The sequence below is a fragment of the Sphingomonas sp. MMS24-J13 genome (assembly GCF_044905095.1).
Classification (GTDB): Bacteria; Pseudomonadota; Alphaproteobacteria; order Sphingomonadales; family Sphingomonadaceae; genus Sphingomonas_I.
The window spans coordinates 2,492,867-2,514,906 of sequence record NZ_CP173258.1; the positions used below are offsets into that span (position 1 = coordinate 2,492,867).

At 66.1% G+C, this 22,040-nt stretch carries 22 protein-coding genes and 1 pseudogene; 9 read left to right on the plus strand and 14 right to left on the minus strand.

Translation table 11 applies throughout. The features are described from left to right. Nucleotide 1: 1 nt before the first annotated feature. Both AB4Z44_RS11640 and AB4Z44_RS11645 read left to right on the plus strand, forming a co-directional pair. Entirely contained in the window at nt 2–1,738 is a 1,737-nt protein-coding gene (locus AB4Z44_RS11640; protein ID WP_404714190.1) for an amidase, read from the plus strand. A gap of 560 nt (nt 1,739–2,298) precedes the next feature. After that, a pseudogene (locus tag AB4Z44_RS11645) lies at nt 2,299–2,406 on the plus strand (PEPxxWA-CTERM sorting domain-containing protein); the annotation flags it as partial. Between the two features lie 65 nt (nt 2,407–2,471). On the opposite strand, the gene AB4Z44_RS11650 reads toward AB4Z44_RS11645, so the two are convergent. Then, nucleotides 2,472–3,029, minus strand: a complete 558-nt coding sequence (locus tag AB4Z44_RS11650) for a TetR family transcriptional regulator (protein ID WP_404709870.1) — start codon at nt 3,027–3,029, stop codon at nt 2,472–2,474. A 160-nt stretch (nt 3,030–3,189) separates the two neighbouring features. Between AB4Z44_RS11650 and AB4Z44_RS11655 the strand changes: the two genes are divergently transcribed. Further along, complete coding sequence (locus tag AB4Z44_RS11655; protein ID WP_404709871.1) at nt 3,190–3,870, plus strand: O-methyltransferase; 681 nt, start codon at nt 3,190–3,192, stop codon at nt 3,868–3,870. A gap of 21 nt (nt 3,871–3,891) precedes the next feature. On the opposite strand, the gene AB4Z44_RS11660 is transcribed toward AB4Z44_RS11655, so the two are convergent. Continuing rightward, nucleotides 3,892–4,458: a YqgE/AlgH family protein gene (locus AB4Z44_RS11660; protein WP_404709872.1), complete on the minus strand. Its 567-nt coding sequence runs from the start codon at nt 4,456–4,458 to the stop codon at nt 3,892–3,894. Between the two features lie 130 nt (nt 4,459–4,588). Here AB4Z44_RS11660 and AB4Z44_RS11665 point away from each other — a divergent pair, with 130 nt between their 5' ends. Both AB4Z44_RS11665 and AB4Z44_RS11670 read left to right on the plus strand, forming a co-directional pair. After that, on the plus strand, nt 4,589–5,071 hold the full coding sequence (locus AB4Z44_RS11665) for a peroxiredoxin (RefSeq protein ID WP_404709873.1): 483 nt from the start codon (nt 4,589–4,591) through the stop codon (nt 5,069–5,071). A gap of 6 nt (nt 5,072–5,077) precedes the next feature. After that, nucleotides 5,078–6,520, plus strand: a complete 1,443-nt coding sequence (locus AB4Z44_RS11670; RefSeq protein WP_404709874.1) for an AMP nucleosidase — start codon at nt 5,078–5,080, stop codon at nt 6,518–6,520. A gap of 47 nt (nt 6,521–6,567) precedes the next feature. On the opposite strand, the gene AB4Z44_RS11675 is transcribed toward AB4Z44_RS11670, so the two are convergent. From AB4Z44_RS11675 to AB4Z44_RS11700, 6 genes are all read right to left on the minus strand, one after another. Further along, the gene (locus tag AB4Z44_RS11675) at nt 6,568–7,275 is read right to left on the minus strand and encodes a GGDEF domain-containing protein (protein WP_404709875.1); all 708 of its coding nucleotides are present in this window, start codon (nt 7,273–7,275) and stop codon (nt 6,568–6,570) included. After that, the gene (locus AB4Z44_RS11680) at nt 7,242–7,721 is read right to left on the minus strand and encodes a hypothetical protein (RefSeq protein ID WP_404709876.1); all 480 of its coding nucleotides are present in this window, start codon (nt 7,719–7,721) and stop codon (nt 7,242–7,244) included. Before AB4Z44_RS11680 ends, AB4Z44_RS11675 begins: the two co-directional genes overlap by 34 nt. 2 nt (nt 7,722–7,723) lie before the next feature. After that, the gene (locus tag AB4Z44_RS11685; RefSeq protein ID WP_404709877.1) at nt 7,724–8,827 is read right to left on the minus strand and encodes a diguanylate cyclase; all 1,104 of its coding nucleotides are present in this window, start codon (nt 8,825–8,827) and stop codon (nt 7,724–7,726) included. A 147-nt stretch (nt 8,828–8,974) separates the two neighbouring features. Beyond that, the gene (locus AB4Z44_RS11690; RefSeq protein WP_404709878.1) at nt 8,975–9,742 is read right to left on the minus strand and encodes an alpha/beta fold hydrolase; all 768 of its coding nucleotides are present in this window, start codon (nt 9,740–9,742) and stop codon (nt 8,975–8,977) included. Next, complete coding sequence (locus AB4Z44_RS11695) at nt 9,723–10,169, minus strand: GFA family protein (protein ID WP_404709879.1); 447 nt, start codon at nt 10,167–10,169, stop codon at nt 9,723–9,725. The genes AB4Z44_RS11690 and AB4Z44_RS11695 overlap by 20 nt, the downstream gene beginning before the upstream one ends. Before the next feature lie 138 nt (nt 10,170–10,307). Then, entirely contained in the window at nt 10,308–10,766 is a 459-nt protein-coding gene (locus tag AB4Z44_RS11700) for a GNAT family N-acetyltransferase (RefSeq protein ID WP_404709880.1), read from the minus strand. Between the two features lie 145 nt (nt 10,767–10,911). Between AB4Z44_RS11700 and AB4Z44_RS11705 the strand changes: the two genes are divergently transcribed. Then, entirely contained in the window at nt 10,912–12,417 is a 1,506-nt protein-coding gene (locus tag AB4Z44_RS11705; RefSeq protein WP_404709881.1) for an ABC1 kinase family protein, read from the plus strand. Between the two features lie 204 nt (nt 12,418–12,621). Here AB4Z44_RS11705 and AB4Z44_RS11710 read toward each other — a convergent pair whose 3' ends face one another. Further along, on the minus strand, nt 12,622–13,650 hold the full coding sequence (locus AB4Z44_RS11710) for an aspartate-semialdehyde dehydrogenase (protein WP_404709882.1): 1,029 nt from the start codon (nt 13,648–13,650) through the stop codon (nt 12,622–12,624). 72 nt (nt 13,651–13,722) lie between these two features. Here AB4Z44_RS11710 and AB4Z44_RS11715 point away from each other — a divergent pair, with 72 nt between their 5' ends. The 3 genes from AB4Z44_RS11715 to cysK all read left to right on the plus strand — a co-directional run bounded on the left by AB4Z44_RS11715 (nt 13,723) and on the right by cysK (nt 17,420). Next, entirely contained in the window at nt 13,723–15,147 is a 1,425-nt protein-coding gene (locus AB4Z44_RS11715) for an MFS transporter (RefSeq protein WP_404709883.1), read from the plus strand. A gap of 90 nt (nt 15,148–15,237) precedes the next feature. Further along, nucleotides 15,238–16,509, plus strand: coding sequence for an MFS transporter (locus AB4Z44_RS11720; RefSeq protein WP_404709884.1), 1,272 nt, complete (start codon nt 15,238–15,240; stop codon nt 16,507–16,509). Further along, entirely contained in the window at nt 16,506–17,420 is a 915-nt protein-coding gene (gene cysK / locus AB4Z44_RS11725; protein ID WP_404709885.1) for a cysteine synthase A, read from the plus strand. The genes AB4Z44_RS11720 and cysK overlap by 4 nt, the downstream gene beginning before the upstream one ends. Before the next feature lie 102 nt (nt 17,421–17,522). On the opposite strand, the gene AB4Z44_RS11730 is transcribed toward cysK, so the two are convergent. From AB4Z44_RS11730 to AB4Z44_RS11750, 5 genes are read right to left on the minus strand one after another with little or no spacing between them, the layout of a single operon-like run. After that, a complete protein-coding gene (locus AB4Z44_RS11730) occupies nt 17,523–18,335 on the minus strand; it encodes a heavy metal-binding domain-containing protein (RefSeq protein WP_404709886.1) in 813 nt (270 codons plus the stop codon). Beyond that, entirely contained in the window at nt 18,335–19,294 is a 960-nt protein-coding gene (locus AB4Z44_RS11735) for a hypothetical protein (protein ID WP_404709887.1), read from the minus strand. Before AB4Z44_RS11735 ends, AB4Z44_RS11730 begins: the two co-directional genes overlap by 1 nt. Nucleotides 19,295–19,333: 39 nt before the next feature. Further along, the gene (locus tag AB4Z44_RS11740; protein WP_404709888.1) at nt 19,334–20,191 is read right to left on the minus strand and encodes a metallophosphoesterase; all 858 of its coding nucleotides are present in this window, start codon (nt 20,189–20,191) and stop codon (nt 19,334–19,336) included. Then, nucleotides 20,152–21,270: a M14-type cytosolic carboxypeptidase gene (locus AB4Z44_RS11745; protein ID WP_404709889.1), complete on the minus strand. Its 1,119-nt coding sequence runs from the start codon at nt 21,268–21,270 to the stop codon at nt 20,152–20,154. The genes AB4Z44_RS11740 and AB4Z44_RS11745 overlap by 40 nt, the downstream gene beginning before the upstream one ends. Further along, nucleotides 21,267–21,848 (minus strand): DUF4136 domain-containing protein, encoded by a 582-nt coding sequence (locus AB4Z44_RS11750; protein WP_404709890.1) that lies wholly within the window; start codon nt 21,846–21,848, stop codon nt 21,267–21,269. The genes AB4Z44_RS11745 and AB4Z44_RS11750 overlap by 4 nt, the downstream gene beginning before the upstream one ends. Between the last annotated feature and the right edge of the window lie 192 nt (nt 21,849–22,040).

The window sequence follows — 22,040 nt, forward strand, 5'->3', positions numbered from 1 at the left end:
GGTGGCAAAACGGACAGCCGGCGACGGGATCGATCGTCGCCGGCTTATCCTCGCCGGGGCCGCCGCCGGGCTGACCGGCACGGCGACGGCACCCGCCACATCGGGCCCAAAATCGGGCGGCGTCACGTCCGATCTGGTCGCGCAATGCGATCTTTTCGCCGGGCTCGAGTTTACCGGGCCGGAGCGCGAGCAGATGCTCGCCACCGTCGACGAGCAGCTCGATCGGCTGCGGATGCTGCGCGCCGTTCATTTCGAGAACGACCTCGGCCCCGCCGAAGTGTTCGATCCGCGCCTGCCCGGCTGGAAGCCGCGGCCTTTACCTCCGCCCGCCAAAGCGCCCACTGCTCCGTCCTTGCCGTCGAGCGGCGAGGATATCGCCTTCGCCCCGGCCTGGGCGCAGGCCGCGTGGATCGCGGCGGGCAAGCTCACCTCGCGGGCTTTGACCGATCTCTATCTCGATCGGATCGCCAAGCGCGCCGACCGGCTGCACTGCATCATCACCCTGCTGGCTGACTCCGCGCGCGCCGAAGCCGATGCGCGCGACAGGGAAGCCAAGGCCGGCAAATTGCGCGGGCCGCTCCACGGCCTTCCCTACGGGCTCAAGGACCTGTTCGATACCAAGGACGTGCGCACCACCTGGGGCGGCGAACCATGGCGCGATCGTATCGCCACCCGCGACGCGGCCGTGGTCGAACGGCTGCGCGCCGCCGGCGCAGTGCTGCTCGCCAAGACGAGCTGCGGCGCGATCGCTTATGGCGACATCTGGTTCGGCGGCCGCACGCGCAATCCGTGGAATATCGAGGAAGGATCGTCGGGCTCATCGGCCGGCAGCGCCGCGGCGGTGGCCGACGGACTCTGCTCGTTCGCGATCGGCACCGAGACGATGGGTTCGATCGTCTCGCCCTCGACCCGCTGCGGCACGGTCGGCCTTCGCCCGACCTTCGGCCGCGTATCGCGCACCGGGGCGATGGCCCTGTGCTGGTCGCTCGACAAGGTCGGCGCGATCGCCCGCTCGACGCGCGACACCGGGCTGGTGGTGCGCGCGATCCACGGCGCCGACGGCGTCGATCCCGGCGCGATCGACATGCCGTTCGCGCCGGCCGCGCGGATCGATCCCCAACATATCCGGCTCGGCTACCGGCCCGAATGGTTCGAGGGCGGCCCGCCGACCAACCGCGCCGCGCTCGATGCCGCGCGCGCCGCCGGCTTCCACATGGTCGAGATCACCCTGCCCGCGACCAAGCCGAGCCTGCTCGGGGCGATCGTCCAGGTCGAATCCGCCGCCGCCTTCGAAGACCTAACCCTCTCGGGCGCCGACGACACGCTGGCGTGGCAGGACGATGCCGCCTGGCCCAATGGCTGGCGCGCGACCCGGTTCGAACCGGCGATCGGCTATGTCCAGGCGCAGCGGCTGCGCCGCCGCCTGATGAACGAGTTCGCCCTGACGATGGCGGGCGTCGACGCGATCCTGCACCCCAACGATGCCGGCGGCCTGCTCGGCATCGGCAATCATTGCGGCTATCCGACCCTCGTCCTTCCTACCGGCCTCGTCCCGCAACCGTCTCGGGTTCGATCGGGCGCCTATGTCGACGTCGCCAAGCTTCCGGCTGGCACGACGACGCATCGCGTCCCCTTCGCAATCTCGGTCACCGGTCACTTATTCGACGAACCGCGCCTTCTCGCCATAGGCGAAACATTGGAGCGACATTTGCCCCTGCCCGGCCGCCCTCCGGCCTGACCCCTGCGACACTTGCCGCCCGATCTGCGCCGGTGCCGCAGGCGATCGGTTCAGCGCATTGAGCCTCCAAGACTTTGAAATGTCATCAAGCGCCGCTTTAGTTAAGACGGCGGTAAGGAATCCTGCTCGCCCCAACCGGAGTGCTCATGAAAATCCTCTCTGCCTTTTTCTCGACCCTGCTGCTCGCGTCCGCCGTGCCGGTGGATGCCGCGATCCTTCGTTATACGATCAGCGGGAACGGCACGCAGGTCAGCTTCGATCTGTCCGATCACCCCCCGCTCTTTGCGGCTTATTCCGATCCCGATTCCTTCGCGACGTTGAGCATCGTCAACGAGAACGGCCATGATGCCGGCCTGACCTTCTATGACGATATCGCGGGCGGCGGCCTGAGCTTTGTCGAATTGTGGAGCGTCGGGAATAGCTTCCACGCCAATGCGGCGATCGATCTCGCCGGGTCGGTGCTGTTCAGCGGCAGCCTGACCGCGCCCGTTTTGTACGCCTTCGGCCCAACCCAGTTTAGCGATTACGACGATCCGACCATCGGCTACACGGTTTCGGCGGTCACGCTGGCCGTTCCGGAACCGGCGAGTTGGGCACTGATGATCGGCGGGTTCGCGCTGACGGGGGTCGCCCTGCGCCGACGCAGGGCGGCAGTCGCAGCTATCTGAAAATGGCCAGAAGCGGAGGCTGGCACAAACGCAGCGGCGGCGTGCAGCCACCGCATTGGCCAGTGTCAGCCCTCGCCGGTCAACCGCTCCAGATAGGCGCACATCATATCCGCCAGCGCGTCGGCATAAGCTTCGATCTCGATGGCCGTGCGGGGGGTAGCCGAGAAGCTGCTGCCAACCGCGCTCAAGGTCGTTTTCATGAGATCGCCAGCGAGCGCGCGCTGCGCCGGACTGGTGCGCGGCGCGCTCTCCAGAAGGAAAGCCTCGACGATCCGGGTGCTTTCGGCGTGCGCCTCGGCGGCTTCGGGCGCGTCTCGGTAGAAAGGTGCCGCATCGTCCAGCGCCGTCCGGATCGTCGCTTCCTCGCACTCCGAGCGGATGAAGGCATGGATGAGCGCGCGCAGTCGCGCGACGGGCGGTGTGCCGCTTTCCTCGAGGATCGAGCGAAGCAGTGCCGAGGTACGTCGCCACTCGTCGCTTTGCAGCCGGAACAGGATCGCCGCCTTGTTGGGAAAATATTGGTAGAGCGACCCCACGCTGACTCCCGCCCGCTCGGCGACCCGCGCCGTGGTGAAACGCTGCGCCCCTTCGGCCTCCAGAACCTGAACGGCCGCTTCGAGCACGGCCGTGACGAGCTCCCCGGAACGCGCCTGCTGAGGCATCTTTCGTGAGGAAATTCCAATATTTCGCGGCATGATCGGCTGCGCTCTCGCCAATGCGAATAGGCGAACCTGACGAATTAGTCGTATTTCTCCCGCGAGGCAAACAAACCCGGAGAAACCTATGACCACGCTTACAGAAGCCCCCGTCGCACCGTTGCTCGATCGCCTGTTCTCGCAGGCAGACGCGGCAAAACCGATGGCCGATCCGGCGTTCGCGGCGATCACGCCCGAGGAGCGACTTCGGCTGATGCGCAGCAAGGCCGACTATCGCCACTTCTACGCGCAGTTGAAGGATTATGCGCTGCCGGTATCGCGCGATGCGGGCCGACTTCTCTATATGCTCGCCCGCACCAGCCGGGCCCGCACGATCGTCGAGTTCGGCACGTCGTTCGGGCTGTCGACGCTGCACCTGGCGGCGGCATTACGCGACAATGGCGGCGGGAAAGTGATCACGAGCGAGTTCGAGCCTTCGAAGATCGCCCGGGCGCGAGCGAATCTGGCGGAAGCCGGCCTCGCCGACCTGGTCGAGATCCGGGAGGGCGATGCGTTGGAGACGCTCGCATCGGACCTGCCCGAGCGGATCGACCTGCTGCTGCTCGACGGCGCCAAATCGCTGTATCGCGACATCCTCGGCCTCGTCGAAGGGCGCCTGCGGGCCGGCGCGGCGATCGTCGCCGACAACGCGGATCATTGCCCCGACTATCTGGAATATGTCGGCAACCCGGCGAACGGCTATCTTTCGATGCCGTTCACCGACGAGGTGGAATTGACCGTGCGGCTGGACGGCGCCGGCGAGCGGTGAACATGCTCAAATATCGAACCCTCACGCATGCCCGCTCGTCGAGGCCAAAAGCCGCACATCGATCCCCGCCGCCTTGAACGATTGCGGCCATCGCTTGCACACTTCGGTCTCGAACAGCAGTTCGTCGCGCGCCGCCACCGTGAACCAGCCGTGGCGGCGCATCTCCTCGTCGAGTTGGCCCTCGCCCCAGCCGGCATAGCCGAGCGCGATCAGCCAGCGATCCGGCCCCGCACCCGCCGCGATCGCGCGCAACACGTCCAACGTGGTCGTCAGCGCCAGATCGTCCGAGACGCCGACCGTATCCTCGCCCTTCCAGTCGGGCGAGTGGAGCACGAAACCGCGCTGCGGATCGACCGGCCCACCCTGGTGGATCGGCGCATCGGGCGCGGCGCCGGGCGTGATCTCGAGCTGGTGGAGCAAGGCGTGCAGGCCGACGCCGGGGATCACCCGATCGATCCCCACCCCCATCGCGCCGTCGGGCTCGTGGACGCACAGTGCGATCACCGCATGCTCGAAACGCGGATCGCCGATACCGGGCAGCGCCAGCAGCAGCTGGCCGGCAAGCGAATGAAAGCGGCCGTCCGACATGGCCGCCACTATAAAGGGCGCGCATCCGAGGTCCAGCGCGCGACGCATCCGGCGCGGCTATGTTACGCTTCCGGTCTGCCGGATCGGCTGTTAGGGGCTTGGGCATAGACCCCGCCTTTAGGAGGATGCCATGACGATCCAGGTCGGCGACAAACTGCCCAGCGTGAGCCTCACCAAGATGACCAACCACGGTCCGGAGAAGGTCGACCTTGCCGGCTATGTGGCCGGGCGGCGGATCGCGCTCTTCTCGGTGCCGGGCGCCTTCACGCCGACCTGCTCGGCCAAGCATCTGCCGGGCTTCGTCGAGAAGGCGGCCGAGCTCAAGGCCAAGGGCATCCAGGAGATTATCGGCACCGCGGTAAACGACGTGTTCGTGCTCAGCGCCTGGGCCAAGGCGGGCGGCGCCGAGGAGGCGGTGACGATGCTGGCCGACGGCAATGGCGAGTTCGTCAAGGCGATCGGGCTGACGCTCGACGGCAGCGCCTTCGGCCTCGGCACGCGCGGCCAGCGTTTCGCGATGGTGGTCAATGACGGCGTGGTCGAGAAATTGTTCGTCGAGGCGCCGGGCGAGTTCAAGGTGAGCTCGGCCGATTACATGCTCGGGCAGATCTGAGCCCTTATGCCCAGCGCCGCCAGCCTGGCCTATGTCGATGCTCTCGATGCGATCTATCGCGACTCGGTGTCGACGTTGCGCGGCGCCTTGTCGCGCTACATCGCCCACGGGGAGCAACCCGATCTCGCCGCCCGCGAGGCCGGGGCGTTCTGCTATCCCGAGCTGCGGCTGCGCTATGATGGGATCAAGACCAGTTCGGTCCAGGGGCGCGCATTCGGGCGGCTGCATACGGCGGGCGATTATGCGATCAGCGTCACCCAGCCCGAACTGTTCCGCGATTATATCGCCGAACAGCTCGATTATCTGATCGAGGATTATGGCGCGGCGATCAGCGTCGGCCGCAGCGCGCAGGAAATTCCCTATCCTTACGTGCTGGATGCCGAGATCGATCTGACCGGTGCGGCCGCGATCGAACTGGCGCGGATCTTCCCGTCGACCGAATTGCAGCATATCGGCGACGAGATCGCGGACGGCACCGCCGATTTCGGCCCGGGCGAACCGCGGCCTTTGGCCCTGTTCGAAGCGGCGCGGGTGGATTTCAGCCTCGCCCGGCTGCGCCATTATACCGGCACCCCGCCGGCCCATATCCAGAAGTATATCCTCTTCACCAATTATCATCGCTACGTCGACGAGTTCGTGCGCTGGGGCGTTTCCGAGCTTAATGCCGGCAAGGGCTACACGATGCTGTCGGGCGCGGGTGGACTCGAGATCCGGCCGGGCGATCCCGATCCGGATTCGGCCATCGCCGACAGCGCGTGGCGGCGGCACCAGATGCCGGCCTACCATCTGGTCGCGCCCAATGGAGCCGGGATTACCTTGGTCAATATCGGCGTCGGCCCGTCCAATGCCAAGACGATCACCGATCATCTGGCGGTGATGCGGCCCGAAGCGTGGGTGATGATCGGCCATTGCGGCGGGCTGCGGCCGAGCCAGCGCATCGGCGATTATGTGCTGGCGCACGCCTATCTGCGCGACGACCATGTTCTCGACGACGTATTGCCGCCCGAAATTCCCGTACCTGCGATCGCCGAGGTGCAACTGGCGCTGAGCCGCGCGGCCGAGCGCATTTCGGGCGAGACCAGCGATCAGCTCAAATCGCGCATGCGCACCGGCACCGTCGTCACCAGCGACGATCGCAATTGGGAGCTGCGTTACTCGCATTCGGCCTTGCGCTTCAGCCAGAGCCGCGCGGTCGCGATCGACATGGAATCGGCGACCCTGGCGGCCCAGGGCTTCCGCTTCCGCGTGCCCTACGGGACGTTGCTATGCGTATCGGACAAGCCGATCCATGGCGAGATCAAGCTGCCCGGCCAGGCCAACCGCTTCTACGAGCGCGCCATCGCCGAGCATCTGCGGATCGGGATCGCGGCAATGGACGAACTCAAGCTGGCGGGGGATCAACTCCACAGCCGCAAGATGCGGGCGTTCAACGAGCCGCCGTTCAGATAAGTGGCGCTGAGCCCTTTCCCGCTTCTCGCGGGAGAGGCTTCCACTCCCTACGACGCCACCACCACGCGATCGCGGCCTGTCTCCTTTGCCCGATACAAGGCCTCGTCGGCGCGCCGCACCACATCGGCAAGCTCGCCATCGCTATCGCGCAATTCCGCCACACCGAAGCTCGCCGTCACCTGCAACGGGGTGGCCAGATCGACCACCATCTCCGCCACTGCCGCGCGCAGCACCTCGGCCGCACACTCTGCCGCCTCGAGATCGACATCGGCCATGACCAACGCGAACTCCTCGCCGCCGATCCGCGCGAAGATGTCGCGCCGGCCGATCCCTTCCGCGATCGTGCCGCAGAGCTGGCACAACACCCGATCGCCCGCCGGATGCCCGAAGCGGTCGTTGACCTGCTTGAAGCGATCGACGTTGATCACCACCACCGCGACCGACCTTCCGTGACGCCGCGCGCTCGCGATCAGTGCGCGTGCGGCCTCCTCGAACCCGCGACGGTTGAGCAGGCCGGTCAGCATATCGGTCGCGGCGAGCCGACGCGCCTGATCCGCAAGATCGGCGGCGAGCAGGATGATCGTGAACAGCCCAATCCCGGTTACGATCCCCGGCATGAGCAGGATGGTGAGCATGCCGAGCCGGGTAAGATCGAACAGGGGCCGATCGAAGATCAGAGCGATCATACCGCTCAGGAAGGCGAGGTTGACCAGCGACAGGATCAGCAGGCCGATCTGCGCGGCACGCGCCGCCACCCGCTCCCCCTTACGGCGCCCCCCTTGAGAGCGCGCGCCGCGAACCAGAACATCGCCGCGTTGAGCAGGCCGAACGGCATCGCACGGATCGATGCCGGCGCCCCGATCGCGCCGAGCCCGATCACCAGCACCGCATTGACCAAAGCTGCGGCGACCAGCCCCGAGACATGGCCATGGATTCCGGCGCGTTGACGGAACCCGATCGTGTTGAGCATGGCCGCGATGCCCGCGATCGCCAGCATCGATCCGCCGATCGCGCCATCGTTCGGCCGCTCGATACGGCAGATCAGATCGACACCCCACATCACCGCCGAAAGCCCGAACGCCGCCGCCCAGGTGAAGGCATGCTTCGGCCGACCGAATTCGTGCCACGCCACCGTCAGCACCAACGCCACCGTCGCGCTGATCAGGATCAGCGCGATCGAGATGACCAGACTTGCCGCCACCGTCATGGCGCCGCAGGCGATGCGAGGGTCGATCGATCGCGCCCCTCGCGCTTCGAGCGGTAAAGAGCTTCGTCCGCCCGCTCGATCAGGCTGTCGAGTGCCTCGCCCGGCAGATGTTGCGCAATCCCGAAACTGGCGCGGACTTCCAGATCGGGCAGGTTGGGAATCGTCAGCGACGCCAGATCGGCGCGCATCGCCTCGATCCGCGCGAACGCCTGTGCCCCGTCGCTCCCCGGCAGCAGCACCGCGAATTCCTCACCGCCGAAGCGCCCGACGACCTCGTCGCGTTCGAGACTGCTGGCGAGGTAGCGGGCGAACCCTGCGAGCGCCTCATCGCCGGCGGCATGGCCGTGGCGATCATTGACCCCTTTGAAGCCGTCGAGATCGGACAGGGCGATCGACATCGGCCGCGGCCGCCGGCGACGATCCATCGCGACACGCGCGGCCTGTTTGAAACCCTGGCGATTGAGCACCCCGGTCAAGGGATCGGTGTTGATCAATCGTTGCTGCTCGGCCGAAAAATCGAACGCGATCAGGAGCAGGGTCGACATGCCCAGCGCTGCGCAGATCGGCTGCAGGGTCACAGCGAACAGGATCGCATAGGCGCCACGCGGGGGGACCAGCCCGGTCTGCTCGAGAATCGTGAGTGCCGCACCGCCAAGCTCGATCCCGGCCAGCAGCACGAGGATCAGCATCACCGTGAATTCGGTGAGCGATATGCGCCGGTCGCGCGGCGCGACCAAGGCGACCGTCCAGCAGATCAGCAACCCCGCCAGCAGCGGGATCAGGGTCGCCCGCATCGGCACGTTCGGCACAAAATAGGCGATCAGCTGGACCGGGATCGCGATCGCGGCCGCCGCGGGTACCACCCAGCGCATGCTCTTCGCGCGCGCGCGCATGCGGACGCCCTCCGCAAGCAGCAGGATCGGCACCACGCCGAGTGGGCTCACGCCCAGCCCGTCGCTGGGGAACTCGGCCGCCCCGGTGCCGAAGAGTCCGATGATCGCCCAGCGGATCGCGGTCGCAGCAAAGGCCGCCGACCAGATCAGCGCATGCGGCACGCGACTCAGGCTGCGATGGACGATGAAAAGCGCGATAGCCGCCATCGACGCAATCAGGCACGGGCCTGCTGCGATTATCGTTGAAATGGTTAACATGCCCCCGCGTCGACTGTCCCCCAAAACAGTGTCGGTCATCCAGCAAAGCGCGGATTGGGGGCGCGGTCAAGGTGGCTAGGTTAAGCTATCTTGTGATCAGACCACGAGAAAGTCTGCGATGGCCTTACCGAGATCGGGCTTGAGCACCGCGCTCATATGGTTACCGGGCACTTCGACCAGCGTTCCGTTCATTAACGAATTGGCAAGGGCTGCGGCGGAGCCGTTGTCGTGATCATCGACGCCCGACAATACCAACGTCGGCGTCGCGATGCCGGCGATTTCGGCTGCGCTCGACGAGACGAAACTGTCGAGCAAGGGCAGCATCGCCTGCGGATCGCCACCGGTGGTCTTGAGGAACGCGGCAGCCATCCACTCGGGCGAACCCTGCGGGTGATTTCCTATGCCTGTCAGTATTTTGCGAAAGTGATCGCTGCGCTGCCCGGTCGCCAGCAAGCCCTCGAGCCCCATCCCGGACAATATGGCACGACGCGGGCTGGCACCACGCACAAGCATCCGCGCAACCGTCCGCGCGCCAAGCGAATAGCCACCGAGATCATAATCGGAGAGACCGAGATGCTGCAGCAAGGCTTCCCCGTCGGCGGCCAGAATATCGGGCGGATAAGCGGCCGGATCGTGCGGCGCCGCGCTGTCGCCATGCCCGCGCAGATCGGGCATGATCACGCGGAAGCCGGCCTCGGCGATCCGCAAAGCATGTCCATAACGGATCCAGTTCGTCCAGCCATTCGAGAAGAGGCCATGGAGCAGGACCACGGGCCGCCCCTCGCCCATCTCGCGATAGGCCATGGTCAATCCGTCGGCGCCGGCGAAATGGCGGACGGGCAGGTCAGTCGGGGAGCTTGCCAAGGGTTTTCATCCAGCGATCGGCCACGGGGGCATGTTCATCGAGGCGCTTGCCGGGCAGGTGCGAGGTGTCGCTCCACTCCGGCAACATCGTCTCGATCGAGAAATGGGAGGTCGGGCGGAAATAGCCCGGATCGTCGAACGAACCCACCGTCAGATCCATGTTGGTCGCGTCGAGAAACTGGAAGCCGAGCGGGGTGCCGCAGGTCGAGCAGAAGGGCCGCTTGGCGATCGGCGAGGACTGGAAATAATCGGGCGGATCGCCGGTCCAGGTGACATCCGCCTGCGCGACATTGGTGAAAGCGATCGAGACGCCGCCGGTGGCGTGGCGGCAGTAATTGCAATGGCACAGATAGGCCTCGTCGCTGGCGATCCGCGCTTCGTAGCGGATGCGCCGGCACTGGCAGCCGCCGGTCATCATCTGGGTCATGGCATCGCTCATTCCATCAAAACGTCATCCCAGCGCAGGCTGGGATCTCTGGAGGATAGGAGCGCGCTCAAAACGCACGAGACCCCAGCCTGCGCCGGTGTGACGATAGGGGGAAGGCTTAGCCTTGTGTAGGTGCTCTTATAACGCGAGATACAGGAACTGGCTGAACGGGTTAGCCGCATAGTCGCCGAATGGGGAGCCGTTCACGAAACCGTGTGCACGATACAGGGCAAGCGCCGGCTCGAAGGCCGGGCCGCGGCCAGTCTCCAGATTCAAAGTGACGATGCCCTCGCCGCGCGCCTGGTCGATGATGCGGGCGAGCAATGTCCTCGCGACGCCCTTGCGCAGATGATCGGGATGGGTGCGCATCGATTTGATTTCGGCCTGCCGGTCGCCCAACCGCTTGAGCGCGCCGATCCCGGCGATGCTGTCGCCATCCCACGCCGACCAGACCGTGATCCCGGGCGCCTGCAGCCCGGAAACATCGAGCGCGAAGACGCTTTCCGGGGGCGAACTGGCGTGCATGCCGGCAAGGTGGATCGCCAGCAAGGCACGCGTCCGCGCGCCCGAAAGATCGTCTTCACGTATCTCGATCATCCGGCCCACCCCGTTCGCAAACCAGCTTGTGCAACCGGCACCATCCCTGTGCGGTGGGAACGATGCAACGGCAAAAGGCGGGCGGGGAGAGGATGGCGCTCGATCCCCCGGCGGAACGAGGATGGGCCGCGGCCGTTGGCCGGTAATGATCAAAACCATCGCCGTTGCAGCCCGCGATCGCGAACGGCTCGCCGAGGTCACCGGCGTGGCGGCGCGTTACGGGCTGGATGTCCTGCTCGCCCGGCTCGGTCTCGCCAATGGGAGCGAGGACGGCGCGCCGATCGATCTGCCGCGTCGCACGCGTGAGGCGATCGAGGCGCTGGGACCAACCTACGTCAAGCTCGGCCAGATCCTTTCGACCCGACGCGATCTGCTGCCCGACGAATGGATCGCCGAACTGGCGCACCTCCACAACAGGGCCGCCACCTTGCCGTTCGAGGCGTTGCGCGCGCAGGTCGAACAAGCGCTCGGCGAGCCGCCTGAAAGCGTCTTCGCCCGCTTCGATCCCGAACCGCTTGCCGCCGCATCGATCGCGCAAGTCCATCGCGCGACCACGCATGACGGCCGCGAGATCGTCCTCAAGATCCGCCGCCCCGGCATCCGCCGCCAGATGGAGGCCGATCTCCGCCTGATCAGCCACCTCGCCGAAATGGTCGAGGCGAGCAGCCGCGAGGCCCGACGCTTCCAGCCCAAGGCGCTCGTCCGGCAGCTGGCGCAGGAGCTGATCGACGAGCTCGACTTCATGGTCGAGGGCCGCAACGCCGATCGCCTGCGCGCCGATCTGGCGGGCGACGATCGCGTCGTCATCCCCGAAATCCACTGGCAGTGGACGTCCGAAGCGTTGCTGGCGATGGATTATGTCGAGGGCATCGCTCCGCGCAATGCCCAGACGCTGCGCGATGCCGGGATCGATCCGGCGGCGATCGCCGCGCTCGGCGCCGATCTCGTGCTCGACATGGTGCTCATCAACGGCCGCTTCCATGGCGACCCGCACCCCGGCAATCTGCTCTGCCTGCCCGGCAATCGGCTGGCCCTGCTCGATCTCGGGCTGACCGGCCACGTCAGCCCGCGCCGGCAGCAGGAATTCCTGCGCTTCATCCTGGCACTGCGGTCGGGCGATCCAAGCGCGCTCGCTGATACGCTGGCAGGGTGGAACCAGGGCGAGGACGTGCCTTACGACCGCATCCTCACCGCGTCCGAACGACTGGTCGCGCGCCACAGCGGCGGCCCGCTCGTGCTGAGCACGCTCACCGCCGATCTGTTCCCGCTGCTGCGCCGGGAGAGACTGGTGCTGCCGCCCGATCTGGTGCTGATCTTCAAGGCGATGATCACGATGGACGGCGTCCTGAGCGGCATCGAACCGGGCTTCGACCTGTCGTCGGCGCTCGACCGCGCCCGCGCGAAGTTGCTGGCGTCGCGGCTGATGCCCGCGCGCGGCGCCGAGCGTGCCGAAGCCATGCTGCTGGAAGTGGCGCGCCTCTATGACGACGCCCCGCGCCTGCTGCGCGCGCTGACAAGGCGCCTGGAGGCTGACCCTCCGGCGGCGCGCGAAGCGATTGCGCCCGCTATCGTCACCGCCGGCAAATGGATCGCGGGGGCGATCGTCCTGGCGGCGATAGTGCTCGGCGCGATACTGGCGATCCCCGGATAGTTCCTCCCGGAACGACAGGGTAATCGCGTCTGCTTTCTTCGTCATGCTGAACTTGCTTCAGCATCCACCAAGCCTCCGCACGGACAGTGCGGCACGCCCGGTGGACCCTGAAACGAGTTCAGGGTGACGGCCGCTTCGGGCTATGGGATCGCAAAATCCAACCCACAAAGTTCAAATGGAGCCCTGCCAGAATGGGAGGACTTATCAATCCGCCTTCTGCAGATGCCGCCGCCCCAGCAATTCCGCGATCTGCACCGCGTTCAGCGCCGCGCCCTTACGCAGATTGTCGCTGACGCACCACAGGCTGAGCCCGCTATCCACGGTCGGATCCTCGCGCACGCGGCTGATGAAGGTCGCGAATTCGCCGACGCATTCGATCGGGGTGATGTAGCCGCCATCCTCATGCTTATCGACGAGCATGATGCCCGGCGCCTCGCGCAGGATCGATTTCGCCTTGGCGGCCGAAATCTCATCGACGAACTCGATGTTGATCGCCTCGGAATGGCCGACGAACACCGGCACCCGCACGCAGGTGGCGCTCACCTTGATCTTGGGATCGAGGATCTTCTTGGTCTCGACCACCATCTTCCATTCCTCCTTGGTCGATCCGTCGTCGAGGAAGCTGTCGATATGGGGGATGACGTTGAAGGCGATCTGCTTGGTGAACTTCTTCGGCTCGGCGGGATCGCCGACGAAGATGTTGCGGCTCTGCTCGAACAATTCGTCCATGCCCGCCTTGCCGGCGCCCGAGACCGACTGATAGGTCGCGACCACGACCCGCTTGATCGTCGCGGCATCATGGAGCGGCTTCAGCGCAACCACCATCTGCGCGGTCGAGCAGTTCGGGTTGGCGATGATGTTGCGCTTGCGATAGCCGTTGATCGCCTCGGGGTTCACCTCGGGCACGATCAGCGGCACGTCGGGATCCATGCGATAGAGCGACGAATTGTCGATCACGACGCAGCCGGCGGCGGCGGCGATCGGAGCGTATTTCTTCGTCGCGTCCGATCCGATCGCGAACAGGGCGATGTCCCAGCCGGTCCAGTCGAAATGCTCGATATTCTTGACGGTGAGCTTCTTGCCGGTTTCGCCGAAATCGATCACGTCGCCGGCCGAACGCGACGACGCCAGAGCGGCGACCTCATCATAGGGAAATTCGCGCTCCGCCAGGATGTTCAGCATTTCGCGCCCGACATTGCCGGTCGCGCCTGCAACGACCACCCGATAACCCATTTCATATACTCCGGTTTGACGCGCCGCGATTTAGGCATAATGCGCGCCCTGTCCAGCCGCGCGGGAGAATGAATGGCCGATCTGGAAGCTGCGACCACCGAAGTGCCGGCCGGCGCGGGCGTGCCCCTACCGCGGCGCTACTGGGCGATCGCGGCGCTGTCGCTCGGCACGGTCCTGACCGTGATCGATGGCGCCATCGCCACGGTCGCGCTCCCCACCATCGCCAGCGATCTCAAGGTCGACGGATCGTCGGCAGTGCTGGTGGTGACGGTCTACCAGCTCGTGCTGGTGATGACCTTGCTGCCCTGTTCGGCGCTGGGGGATCTGATCGGGCTGAAGCGGGTCTATCAGGCCGGACAATTGCTGTTCACGATCGCGACCGCTCTATGTTTCTTCGCGCACAGCCTGCCCTTCCTCCTGGTCGTGCGTGCGCTGCAGGCGCTGGGGGGCGCGGCGGCGCTGTCGGTGATGCAGGCGATGATGCGCAGCATCTACCCCGCCAACCATCTCGGCCGCGGGCTCGCGCTGAACGGCGTGATCGTCTCGATCTCGGCCGCGCTGGCTCCCACGGCCGGCGGACTTATCCTTAGTGCCGCATCCTGGCCCTGGGTGTTCGCGGCAGCGGCGCCGTTCGGCATATTGTCGCTCCTGCTGGGCCGCTTCGCGATGCCCGACGTTCCGGCGCGCGGCGGCAGTTACGATCTGGCGGGCGCGGTGCTCAACATGGCGACCTTCGGCCTTACCTTCGCCGGGCTGGAAGCGTTGGTGCATGGCGGTTCGCCGGTCGTGGCGTCGGCGATCGTCGTGATCGGAATCGTGTTCGGCATCCTGCTGGTGCGCCATGCGCTCAAGGAGGCCAAGCCGATCCTGCCGGTCGATCTGCTCGCCCGGCCGGTGATCGCGCTGTCGACCGGCGGCGCCTTCTTCTGCTTCATCGCCAGCATGCTGCCGAGCCTGTCGCTGCCCTTCCGCCTGCAGCATGTCTACGGCTTCACCCCCCGCGAGATCGGCGCGATCATCGCGCCATGGCCGTTGACCCTGATGGTCGTGTCGCCGATCGCGGGCATCCTCAGCGATCGCTATCCGGCGGGCCTGCTCGGCGCGATCGGCATGGGAATCGCCGCCGTGGGGATGGTGTTCCTGGGCTTCCTGCCCGCGCATCTGACCTATCCCGCGATCCTGTGGCGGATGGTGATGTGCGGCACCGGCTTCGCCTTGTTCTTCGCCCCGAACATGCGGCTGGTGGTGGGTTCGGCACCGCGCGATCGCGCCGCGTCGGCGGGCGGGCTGATCTCGACCACGCGATTGACCGGGCAGACTCTGGGCGCAACCCTGGTGGCGGCGATGCTGGCGCTGGGAATGGAGGCGACGGCCATCCCGTGTCTGATCGGCGCCGGCATGCTGGTCGTTGCCGGCCTGTGCAGCGCGGCGCGCCTCCGCCCCGAGATACGCAATCCTGCCGGGGATGAAACGTCCGCGAGCCACGTCGGCGCCTGATTAATTCCTATCAATTCGGTATAAATTTATTTGACGAAACGAACAGCATGGTTGCAGCGGGTCCGTTCGCGCGCCTAGGAGCATCCGACCATGGCGCAATCTCCCTTCGCCTTTCGCGACTATCGCTTTCTGTGGGCGACGCGCTTCGGATCGAACATCGCGCAGAATTCGATGGTCGTCGTCATCGGGTGGCAGGTCTACGACATCGCTCGCCGGACGATGGCGCCCAAGGAAGCCGCCTTCCAGCTCGGCATGATCGGCATCGCGCAATTCCTGCCGCTCGCCTTGCTCACCCTAATCACCGGCTGGACCGCCGACCGAGTCGACCGCCGCTGGATCGGGCGGATCGTGCTGTTCGTCGAGGCGGGCTGCGCCGGGACGCTGGCGCTTTTGGCTTGGCACGGCACGACCACCTTACCTGCCATCTACGTCATCGCGGCACTGCTCGGAATGTGCCGCGCCTTCGCCCAGCCGGCGATCAGCGCGCTCGCCCCCAATCTGGTGCCGGCCGAGGTCCTGCCCGGCGCGATCGCGGCCAGTTCGATCGCGTGGCAGATCGGCTCGATCGGCGGCCCGGCACTGGGCGGCTATCTCTATGCCGGCGCGCACTGGCTGCCCTACACCGTCTCGGCCAGCCTGTTCCTGATGTCCGCGCTCTGCATGATGTTCATCCGGCCGGTGCCGCGCACCGTGCTCGATCGCGCACAGAATCCTTGGCGGCAGATGATCGACGGGCTGCATTATGTTCGCCGCAACCGGCTGGTGCTCGGCGCGATCAGCCTCGATCTGTTCGCGGTCCTGCTCGGCGGCGCGACCGCGATGCTGCCGATCTTCGCACGCGATATCCTGATGATCGGATCGGAAGGGCTTGGCCATCTCCGCGCCGCCCCGGCCGTGGGTGCGGCGCTCACCGCGATCATCCTTTCGTTCCGACCCCTCAAGCATAATGTCGGGGTGAAGATGCTGATCGCGGTCGGTATCTTCGGCGCTGCCACGGTCGTGTTCGGCTTTTCGCGCTGGCTGCCCTTGTCGCTCTTCTGCCTCGCTCTACTGGGCGCGGGCGACATGCTCTCGGTCTATGTCCGCCAGTCGCTGATCCAGATCTACACACCCAACGAGATGCGCGGCCGGGTCGGGGCGGTTGCGACTTTGTTCGTGTCGGGTTCGAACGAACTCGGCGAGGCGGAATCGGGGCTGATCGCCTCCTTGATCGGCCCGGTGCCGGCGGTGGTGCTCGGCGGAATTGGCGCAATCGGCGTAACAATATTGTGGGCGGTGATCTTCCCGGAGCTGCCGCGCGCGCGTACTTTCGATCCACCGAAGACGCTGGAAGATGTTCCAGGCGAGGAGATGGCGGTATGAAGGCGAATACGGTTCTCGAGACGATCGGCGGCACCCCCCACATCCGCATCCAGCGGCTGTTCGGCGACGCCGAGGTGTGGATCAAGTCGGAGCGATCCAACCCCGGCGGTTCGATCAAGGACCGCATCGCGCTGGCGATGATCGAGGCGGCCGAGAAATCGGGCGATCTCCAGCCCGGCGGCACGATCGTCGAGCCGACCAGCGGCAATACCGGCGTCGGCCTCGCGATGGTGGCGGCGGTGAAGGGCTACAAGCTCGTGCTGGTGATGCCCGAGAGCATGAGCCTCGAGCGGCGCCGGCTGATGCTGGCCTATGGCGCGAGCTTCGATCTTACCCCGCGCGAAAAGGGCATGAAGGGCGCGATCGAGCGCGGGCTCGAGATCGTCAATTCGACTCCCGGCGCCTGGATGCCGCAGCAATTCGAGAATCCGGCCAATATCGAGGTCCACCAGCGCACCACCGCGCAGGAGATCCTCGCCGATTTCGGCGATACGCCGCTCGATATCCTCATCACCGGCGTCGGCACCGGCGGGCACATCACCGGCACCGCCAATGTGCTGAAGAAGGCCTGGCCCAAGCTGCAGGTGTTCGCGGTCGAGCCGACCCTCTCGCCGGTCATCTCGGGCGGCCAGCCCGGGCCGCATCCGATCCAGGGCATCGGCGCGGGCTTCATCCCGGCCAACCTCCATACCGGCATCCTCGACGGTGTGATCCAGGTCGATCCGGGCGATGCGAAGGAATATGCGCGGCGCTCGGCGCGTGAGGAGGGACTGCTGGTGGGTATATCCTCGGGCGCGACGCTCGCGGCGATCGCACAGAAGCTGAAGGATGCGCCCGGCGCGAAGATCCTCGGGTTCAATTACGATACCGGCGAGCGCTATCTGTCCGTACCGGACTTTTTGCCGGAGTAATTCCCACCGTCGCCCCTGCGCAGCAGGGGCCCATCTCTCTATCCTCCAGGCCACCTTTCGTGGCGAGAGACATGGGCCCCTGCCTGCGCAGGGGCGACGGGTTCAGGTATTCACCGACAGCACCAGCTTCGGATCGGGAATATCATCCGCCTCGTGCCCCGCAATCGGCAGCACCGCGGTGCCGATCGCGAAGAATTCGATCACGTGGCTCGACCAATTGTGGCTGCCTTCGTGCAGGTCCGCGCCGACGACGCCTTCGGCACCCGCCTTGGTCGCCTCCAGCTGCATCCGCTCCATCGCGATCTCGCGCGCCTCGTACAGAGCGAGGCTGAAGTTGGAGAGCTCCACATTCTGGCCGATCGACCCGAGCGTCGAAAGCGGCCCGCGCCGCGCGACGTGATAGACGCAGCTTCCCATCACCATTTCGAGCGGGCGGTAGCCGGCCGACAGCAGGGTCCAGAAATCCTGCCCCGACAGGGCCGAAGTGAAGGGCTGACCGTTCGGCCCCTTGAAGCCCTCATGCCCCTTGGCGTGGACGATGCCGGTGCCGATCGCGACGAATTCCAGCACCTTGCTGTCCCATTCGAGCCGCTTCACCGTCAGCCGCACGCCGACGATGCCGTCCGCGCCCATATTGGCGGCTTCCAGGCGCATGCGCTCCATCGCCAGCGCGCGCGCCTCGTACATAGCGAGGCTCAGTTGCTCGAGCTCGACGTTCGATCCCCATCCGGCGAACTGGAAGCCGAGATGATAGATGCACGAGCCGACGCATAGCCCGACCGGCTCGAACCCCGCCTTGCGCACCAGCAGGAACTCGTTGACCGAGAAATCGGAAGTGAAGATGCCGCCCGGATGGCCCTGACTGCGCAGCCCCTTCAGCCGCTCCAGCGCGTGCTGCGTGATCATTTCGGCCATCAGATCGGCCCCTCCCCTTCACCTTCGGTTGGATAGACGCCGTGGCGGCTGCCGCCGCCATCGACGAACGGCGACAGGCCGTCGCGCATGTCGATCACCTGCTCGATCCCGTGCGGCACGTCCGCATTGCGCAGCGTATCGACGACGGTGCCGATCACGATATGCCGGCCGAGATAGGCCGGCGGCTGCTTGTCGCGTTCCTGGCGGATGATCTGGCCGAAATGGGTGTGCGCGAGCACGCCATTGCCCATCGTCGCGGCATGGCGGCGCAGATCGGCATGCGCATCGCGACGGATGCTCTCCCAGAACTGGCTGAGCTCGGTCATCGGCTGGTTGCCGGCGAAGACGCTGCTCTGCCATTGGGTGACTTGGCTGCCGCCGCGCCACTGATTGCCATAGCCGCCCCAGCCGCCACCGCCGAGCCATTCGAAGCGCGCGCCGATCGCGATGCCGGTCGGCACGATCCCCATTTCGAGCAGGCGCACGAATTCGAGCGCGGGGACGGTCGCGACCACCGGATCGGGGCTCGGCGGCAGGCCGTCGACCCGGATGGCGGTGCCGAGCAAAGTGAAATCCATGCTCGATCCGATGCGGTGGCGGATCGTACGCATGCGGACATCCACGATTGCGTTGGCGCCGGCGGCGAACGCCTCGCGCCGGATACGGATCAGCGCATTGGCCCAGCCCTCGGCATGGCCCTCGGTCCAACTGCGGCCGAACTGATACCAGCAGGTGCCGGTGACGGTCGCGACCGGGCGGACGCCGTGGCTGCGGGCGGTGAGCAATTCGGCCGGGGTCATGGTCGCGACCCATGGCACGCGCCCGGCGCGGGCATCGGCCAGTCGCTCCAGCACAGGATCGGGCAAGCTGTCGCGGGCGAGCGCCTCGCCCCAAGATCGCTCGCGCTCCTCGACCTCCGCGCTGGAGGTGAATGCGGCCTTCCTGCCGAACCAGCCCATCTCTCACCCCGACTCCGCGGATGGGGATAGCTAGGCCCGTCAGTGGAGCGTTACGAGCACAATTTCCGGTGGAACCCCGATGCGCATCGGTAGAACGCTGGTGCCGAGCCCGGCCGAAACGATCAGGTCATGGCCGTTTTCCACGACGTGCCCGTGGACATAGCGTTTGCCATAGACGGATGCGGTCAGGATCGGCCCGATCAACGGTGGAGCGATCTGCCCGCCGTGCGTGTGCCCGGCGAGCGTCAGCCCTACCCGGCTATCGACCCGGGGAAAGATATCGGGCGTGTGCGACAGCAGGATCGTCGGCCGGGCCGGATCGATCGCATAGAGCGCACGACGCAGATCCGGACGCCCGACATTCCAGTCGTCAATGCCGGCGATCATGACCGGGCCCACGCGCGTATGGTGGTTGTTCAGGAGGCGAACATGGGCGCGATCGAGCGCGGCCTTGATTTCACCGAACTGGAAAAGATGGTCGTGATTGCCCAGCACCGCGTAGACGCCCAGCCGCGCCTTCAGGCCCGCGAATGGGGCCACCGCCTGATCAGGCGGCAAGGGTTCGGTCCCGAGCACGCCGTCACCGGCATAATCCCCCGTCAGCACCACGATATCCGGCCGGAGCGCGTTGACCCTCCGCACCAGCGCCTGCAGCCGGCTCGCAGGCATGAAGCGCGTATTGGCGTGGCTATCGCTGAGCTGGACGATCCGCAGCGGCGGCACCCCCGCCGGCCAGTTGGGTAGGCGGATATCGTAGGATGCCAGCACCGGCGCCCGCACGGCACCCCATATCCCCGCACCGATCGCGAGGACGACGACGAGCAGGATCGTGAGCGAAACGCCGAGCCAGCGCGGAATCAGAAATCCCCGAGCATCTCGTGGAGCACGCCCAGACAATCCGCGCCCAGCCGAGCCGATCGCTCGGCCGACCAGCCGAACGCCGGATCGGGCAGATCGTCATTGTCCTTGAACGGCATTTCGAGCGTCATCGAGACCGCGCCGAAACGGTTGGCGAGCTGGTTGGTCGACATCGACAGATTGGCCTGCCCCGCGCTCGCCACCGCATAGCCGTGTTTCGCCTGGAAATCCGGCGAGCGCCGCGCGAGCGTGTCGCGGAACTGCGCGTAGAGCCTGCCCTGGCGTTCGGTCCATTTCGGGATGCCTTCGAAGCCGGCCAGGAAGACGTAGGGGATCGCCTCGTCGCCATGGACGTCCATCGCGAAATCGACCCCGGTCTCGTCCATGCGGTTGCGCACCGCCAGCACTTCCGGGCTGCGCTCGGGCGTCGGCTCGTGCCATTCGCGGTTGAGGTTCACGCCCGCTGCGTTGGTACGCAGGTGCCCGCGCTTCGATCCATCAGGGTTCATGTTCGGCACGACATGAAAGGTCGCCTCGCGCCGTAGCACGCGCGCAACCGGATCGTGCGGATCGGTCAGACGCTCGAGCGCGCCTTCCATCCACCATTCGGCCATCGATTCGCCAGGATGCTGGCGAGCGTATAGCCACACGGACAGCTTGCCTTCGCCGATCGTCAGACAATCCAGTTCCTGCCCGTCGAGCGTCCGCCCGAGCGAGCGATAGGTCACGCCCGGTCGCCCGGCGATGCGGGCGACCAGATTATGATGGCGCTCCATCGAATAAGGCGCGAAATAGGCGAACCAGAGATTGTCGCTCTCGCACGCATCGCGGATCGTCAGCACGCCCTCGGCATAATCGGTCTCCACTCGATGCCATGCCACACGATCCGCCGAACAGCGCGCTTTGTAGTTGGGCCAGCCCATCGGGTAGGCAGAGCTGCCGGCATTGACGATGCGCAACGTCACCGTGCGCCCCTTCGCGCCGGTCAGGCGGAAGTGGAACCATTGGTAGAAATCGGACTGGTGATCCTTGACGATCTCGAGATCGAAAGTGTCGCCATCCTGCGCGAGGACACGGATATTGCCGCTATCGAAGGCGGCCGAGATGTGGGCGGTCATTTCACCGTGATAGAGCGGCCGGACTCCCCGGGAAAGCCCTGGAACAACGCGCCGGCGAGCCGGGAGACCGCATCGGCGGGCTGCGATCCGGGTGCGCCGAAGCGCTGCGTCGTCTCGGCGCGGCCTTCCCATATCGTGCTACCGTCGGAACGGCGCTTGATCTGGACGATCAGGCGGGTCGCGACATTCTGGCTGGGCCGGCCGGCCACCGGCACGCTCACCCCACCGCCGAATCCGCCACGATAGCCGTAGCTGCCGCCCCCGATCCCGATCGAGAAAGCCGAACGCGGCGGCCCGTCGAAGAAGGCACGCTCGACCTGCACCACCGCCACCTGTTCGGACTTGGCGAGCCCGGGCGCTTCGGTGAAGCCGAGCTTCGCGAGCTGCGCGCCGACGATGCTGGCATAGGTCTGGAATTCGGGGCTGCCATGATCGGCCGGGTTCAGCGGTTCGACCGTGAGGCTGCCCGGCGCGATCGCCTGATCGAGGTGGAAGCGCGTGACCCGCGTCTCCGGCCCGGTGCTGCATCCCGCGAGCATCAGGCTGCCAATGGTCATGGCGAACAGGGTCTTGCGCATTTATAGTCCTCCCGGATGCGGGTTACGCCGATCGCAACGCCTCAGCAACGACTTGGCTGCATCGCGGGTGGTGTCTGTCGCAAACACGGCGTCACGCTGAACTCGTTTCAGGGTCCATCGTGCGCGCCGCACTGGCCAGAAGGATGCTTGGTGGATGCTGAATCGCGTTCAGCATGACGAAGAAGAGATGAG

Bases quoted from the DNA above. Each gene is read 5' to 3' on its own strand.
- AB4Z44_RS11655 (WP_404709871.1), top strand. From the start codon at position 3,190: ATGACCACGCTTACAGAAGCCCCCGTCGCACCGTTGCTCGATCGCCTG.
- AB4Z44_RS11660 (WP_404709872.1), bottom strand. From the start codon at position 4,458: ATGTCGGACGGCCGCTTTCATTCGCTTGCCGGCCAGCTGCTGCTGGCG.
- AB4Z44_RS11665 (WP_404709873.1), top strand. From the start codon at position 4,589: ATGACGATCCAGGTCGGCGACAAACTGCCCAGCGTGAGCCTCACCAAG.
- AB4Z44_RS11670 (WP_404709874.1), top strand. From the start codon at position 5,078: ATGCCCAGCGCCGCCAGCCTGGCCTATGTCGATGCTCTCGATGCGATC.
- AB4Z44_RS11685 (WP_404709877.1), bottom strand. From the start codon at position 8,827: ATGGCGGCTATCGCGCTTTTCATCGTCCATCGCAGCCTGAGTCGCGTG.
- AB4Z44_RS11695 (WP_404709879.1), bottom strand. From the start codon at position 10,169: ATGACCCAGATGATGACCGGCGGCTGCCAGTGCCGGCGCATCCGCTAC.
- AB4Z44_RS11700 (WP_404709880.1), bottom strand. From the start codon at position 10,766: ATGATCGAGATACGTGAAGACGATCTTTCGGGCGCGCGGACGCGTGCC.
- AB4Z44_RS11705 (WP_404709881.1), top strand. From the start codon at position 10,912: ATGATCAAAACCATCGCCGTTGCAGCCCGCGATCGCGAACGGCTCGCC.
- AB4Z44_RS11710 (WP_404709882.1), bottom strand. From the start codon at position 13,650: ATGGGTTATCGGGTGGTCGTTGCAGGCGCGACCGGCAATGTCGGGCGC.
- AB4Z44_RS11715 (WP_404709883.1), top strand. From the start codon at position 13,723: ATGGCCGATCTGGAAGCTGCGACCACCGAAGTGCCGGCCGGCGCGGGC.
- AB4Z44_RS11720 (WP_404709884.1), top strand. From the start codon at position 15,238: ATGGCGCAATCTCCCTTCGCCTTTCGCGACTATCGCTTTCTGTGGGCG.
- cysK (WP_404709885.1), top strand. From the start codon at position 16,506: ATGAAGGCGAATACGGTTCTCGAGACGATCGGCGGCACCCCCCACATC.
- AB4Z44_RS11730 (WP_404709886.1), bottom strand. From the start codon at position 18,335: ATGGCCGAAATGATCACGCAGCACGCGCTGGAGCGGCTGAAGGGGCTG.
- AB4Z44_RS11735 (WP_404709887.1), bottom strand. From the start codon at position 19,294: ATGGGCTGGTTCGGCAGGAAGGCCGCATTCACCTCCAGCGCGGAGGTC.
- AB4Z44_RS11745 (WP_404709889.1), bottom strand. From the start codon at position 21,270: ATGACCGCCCACATCTCGGCCGCCTTCGATAGCGGCAATATCCGTGTC.
- AB4Z44_RS11750 (WP_404709890.1), bottom strand. From the start codon at position 21,848: ATGCGCAAGACCCTGTTCGCCATGACCATTGGCAGCCTGATGCTCGCG.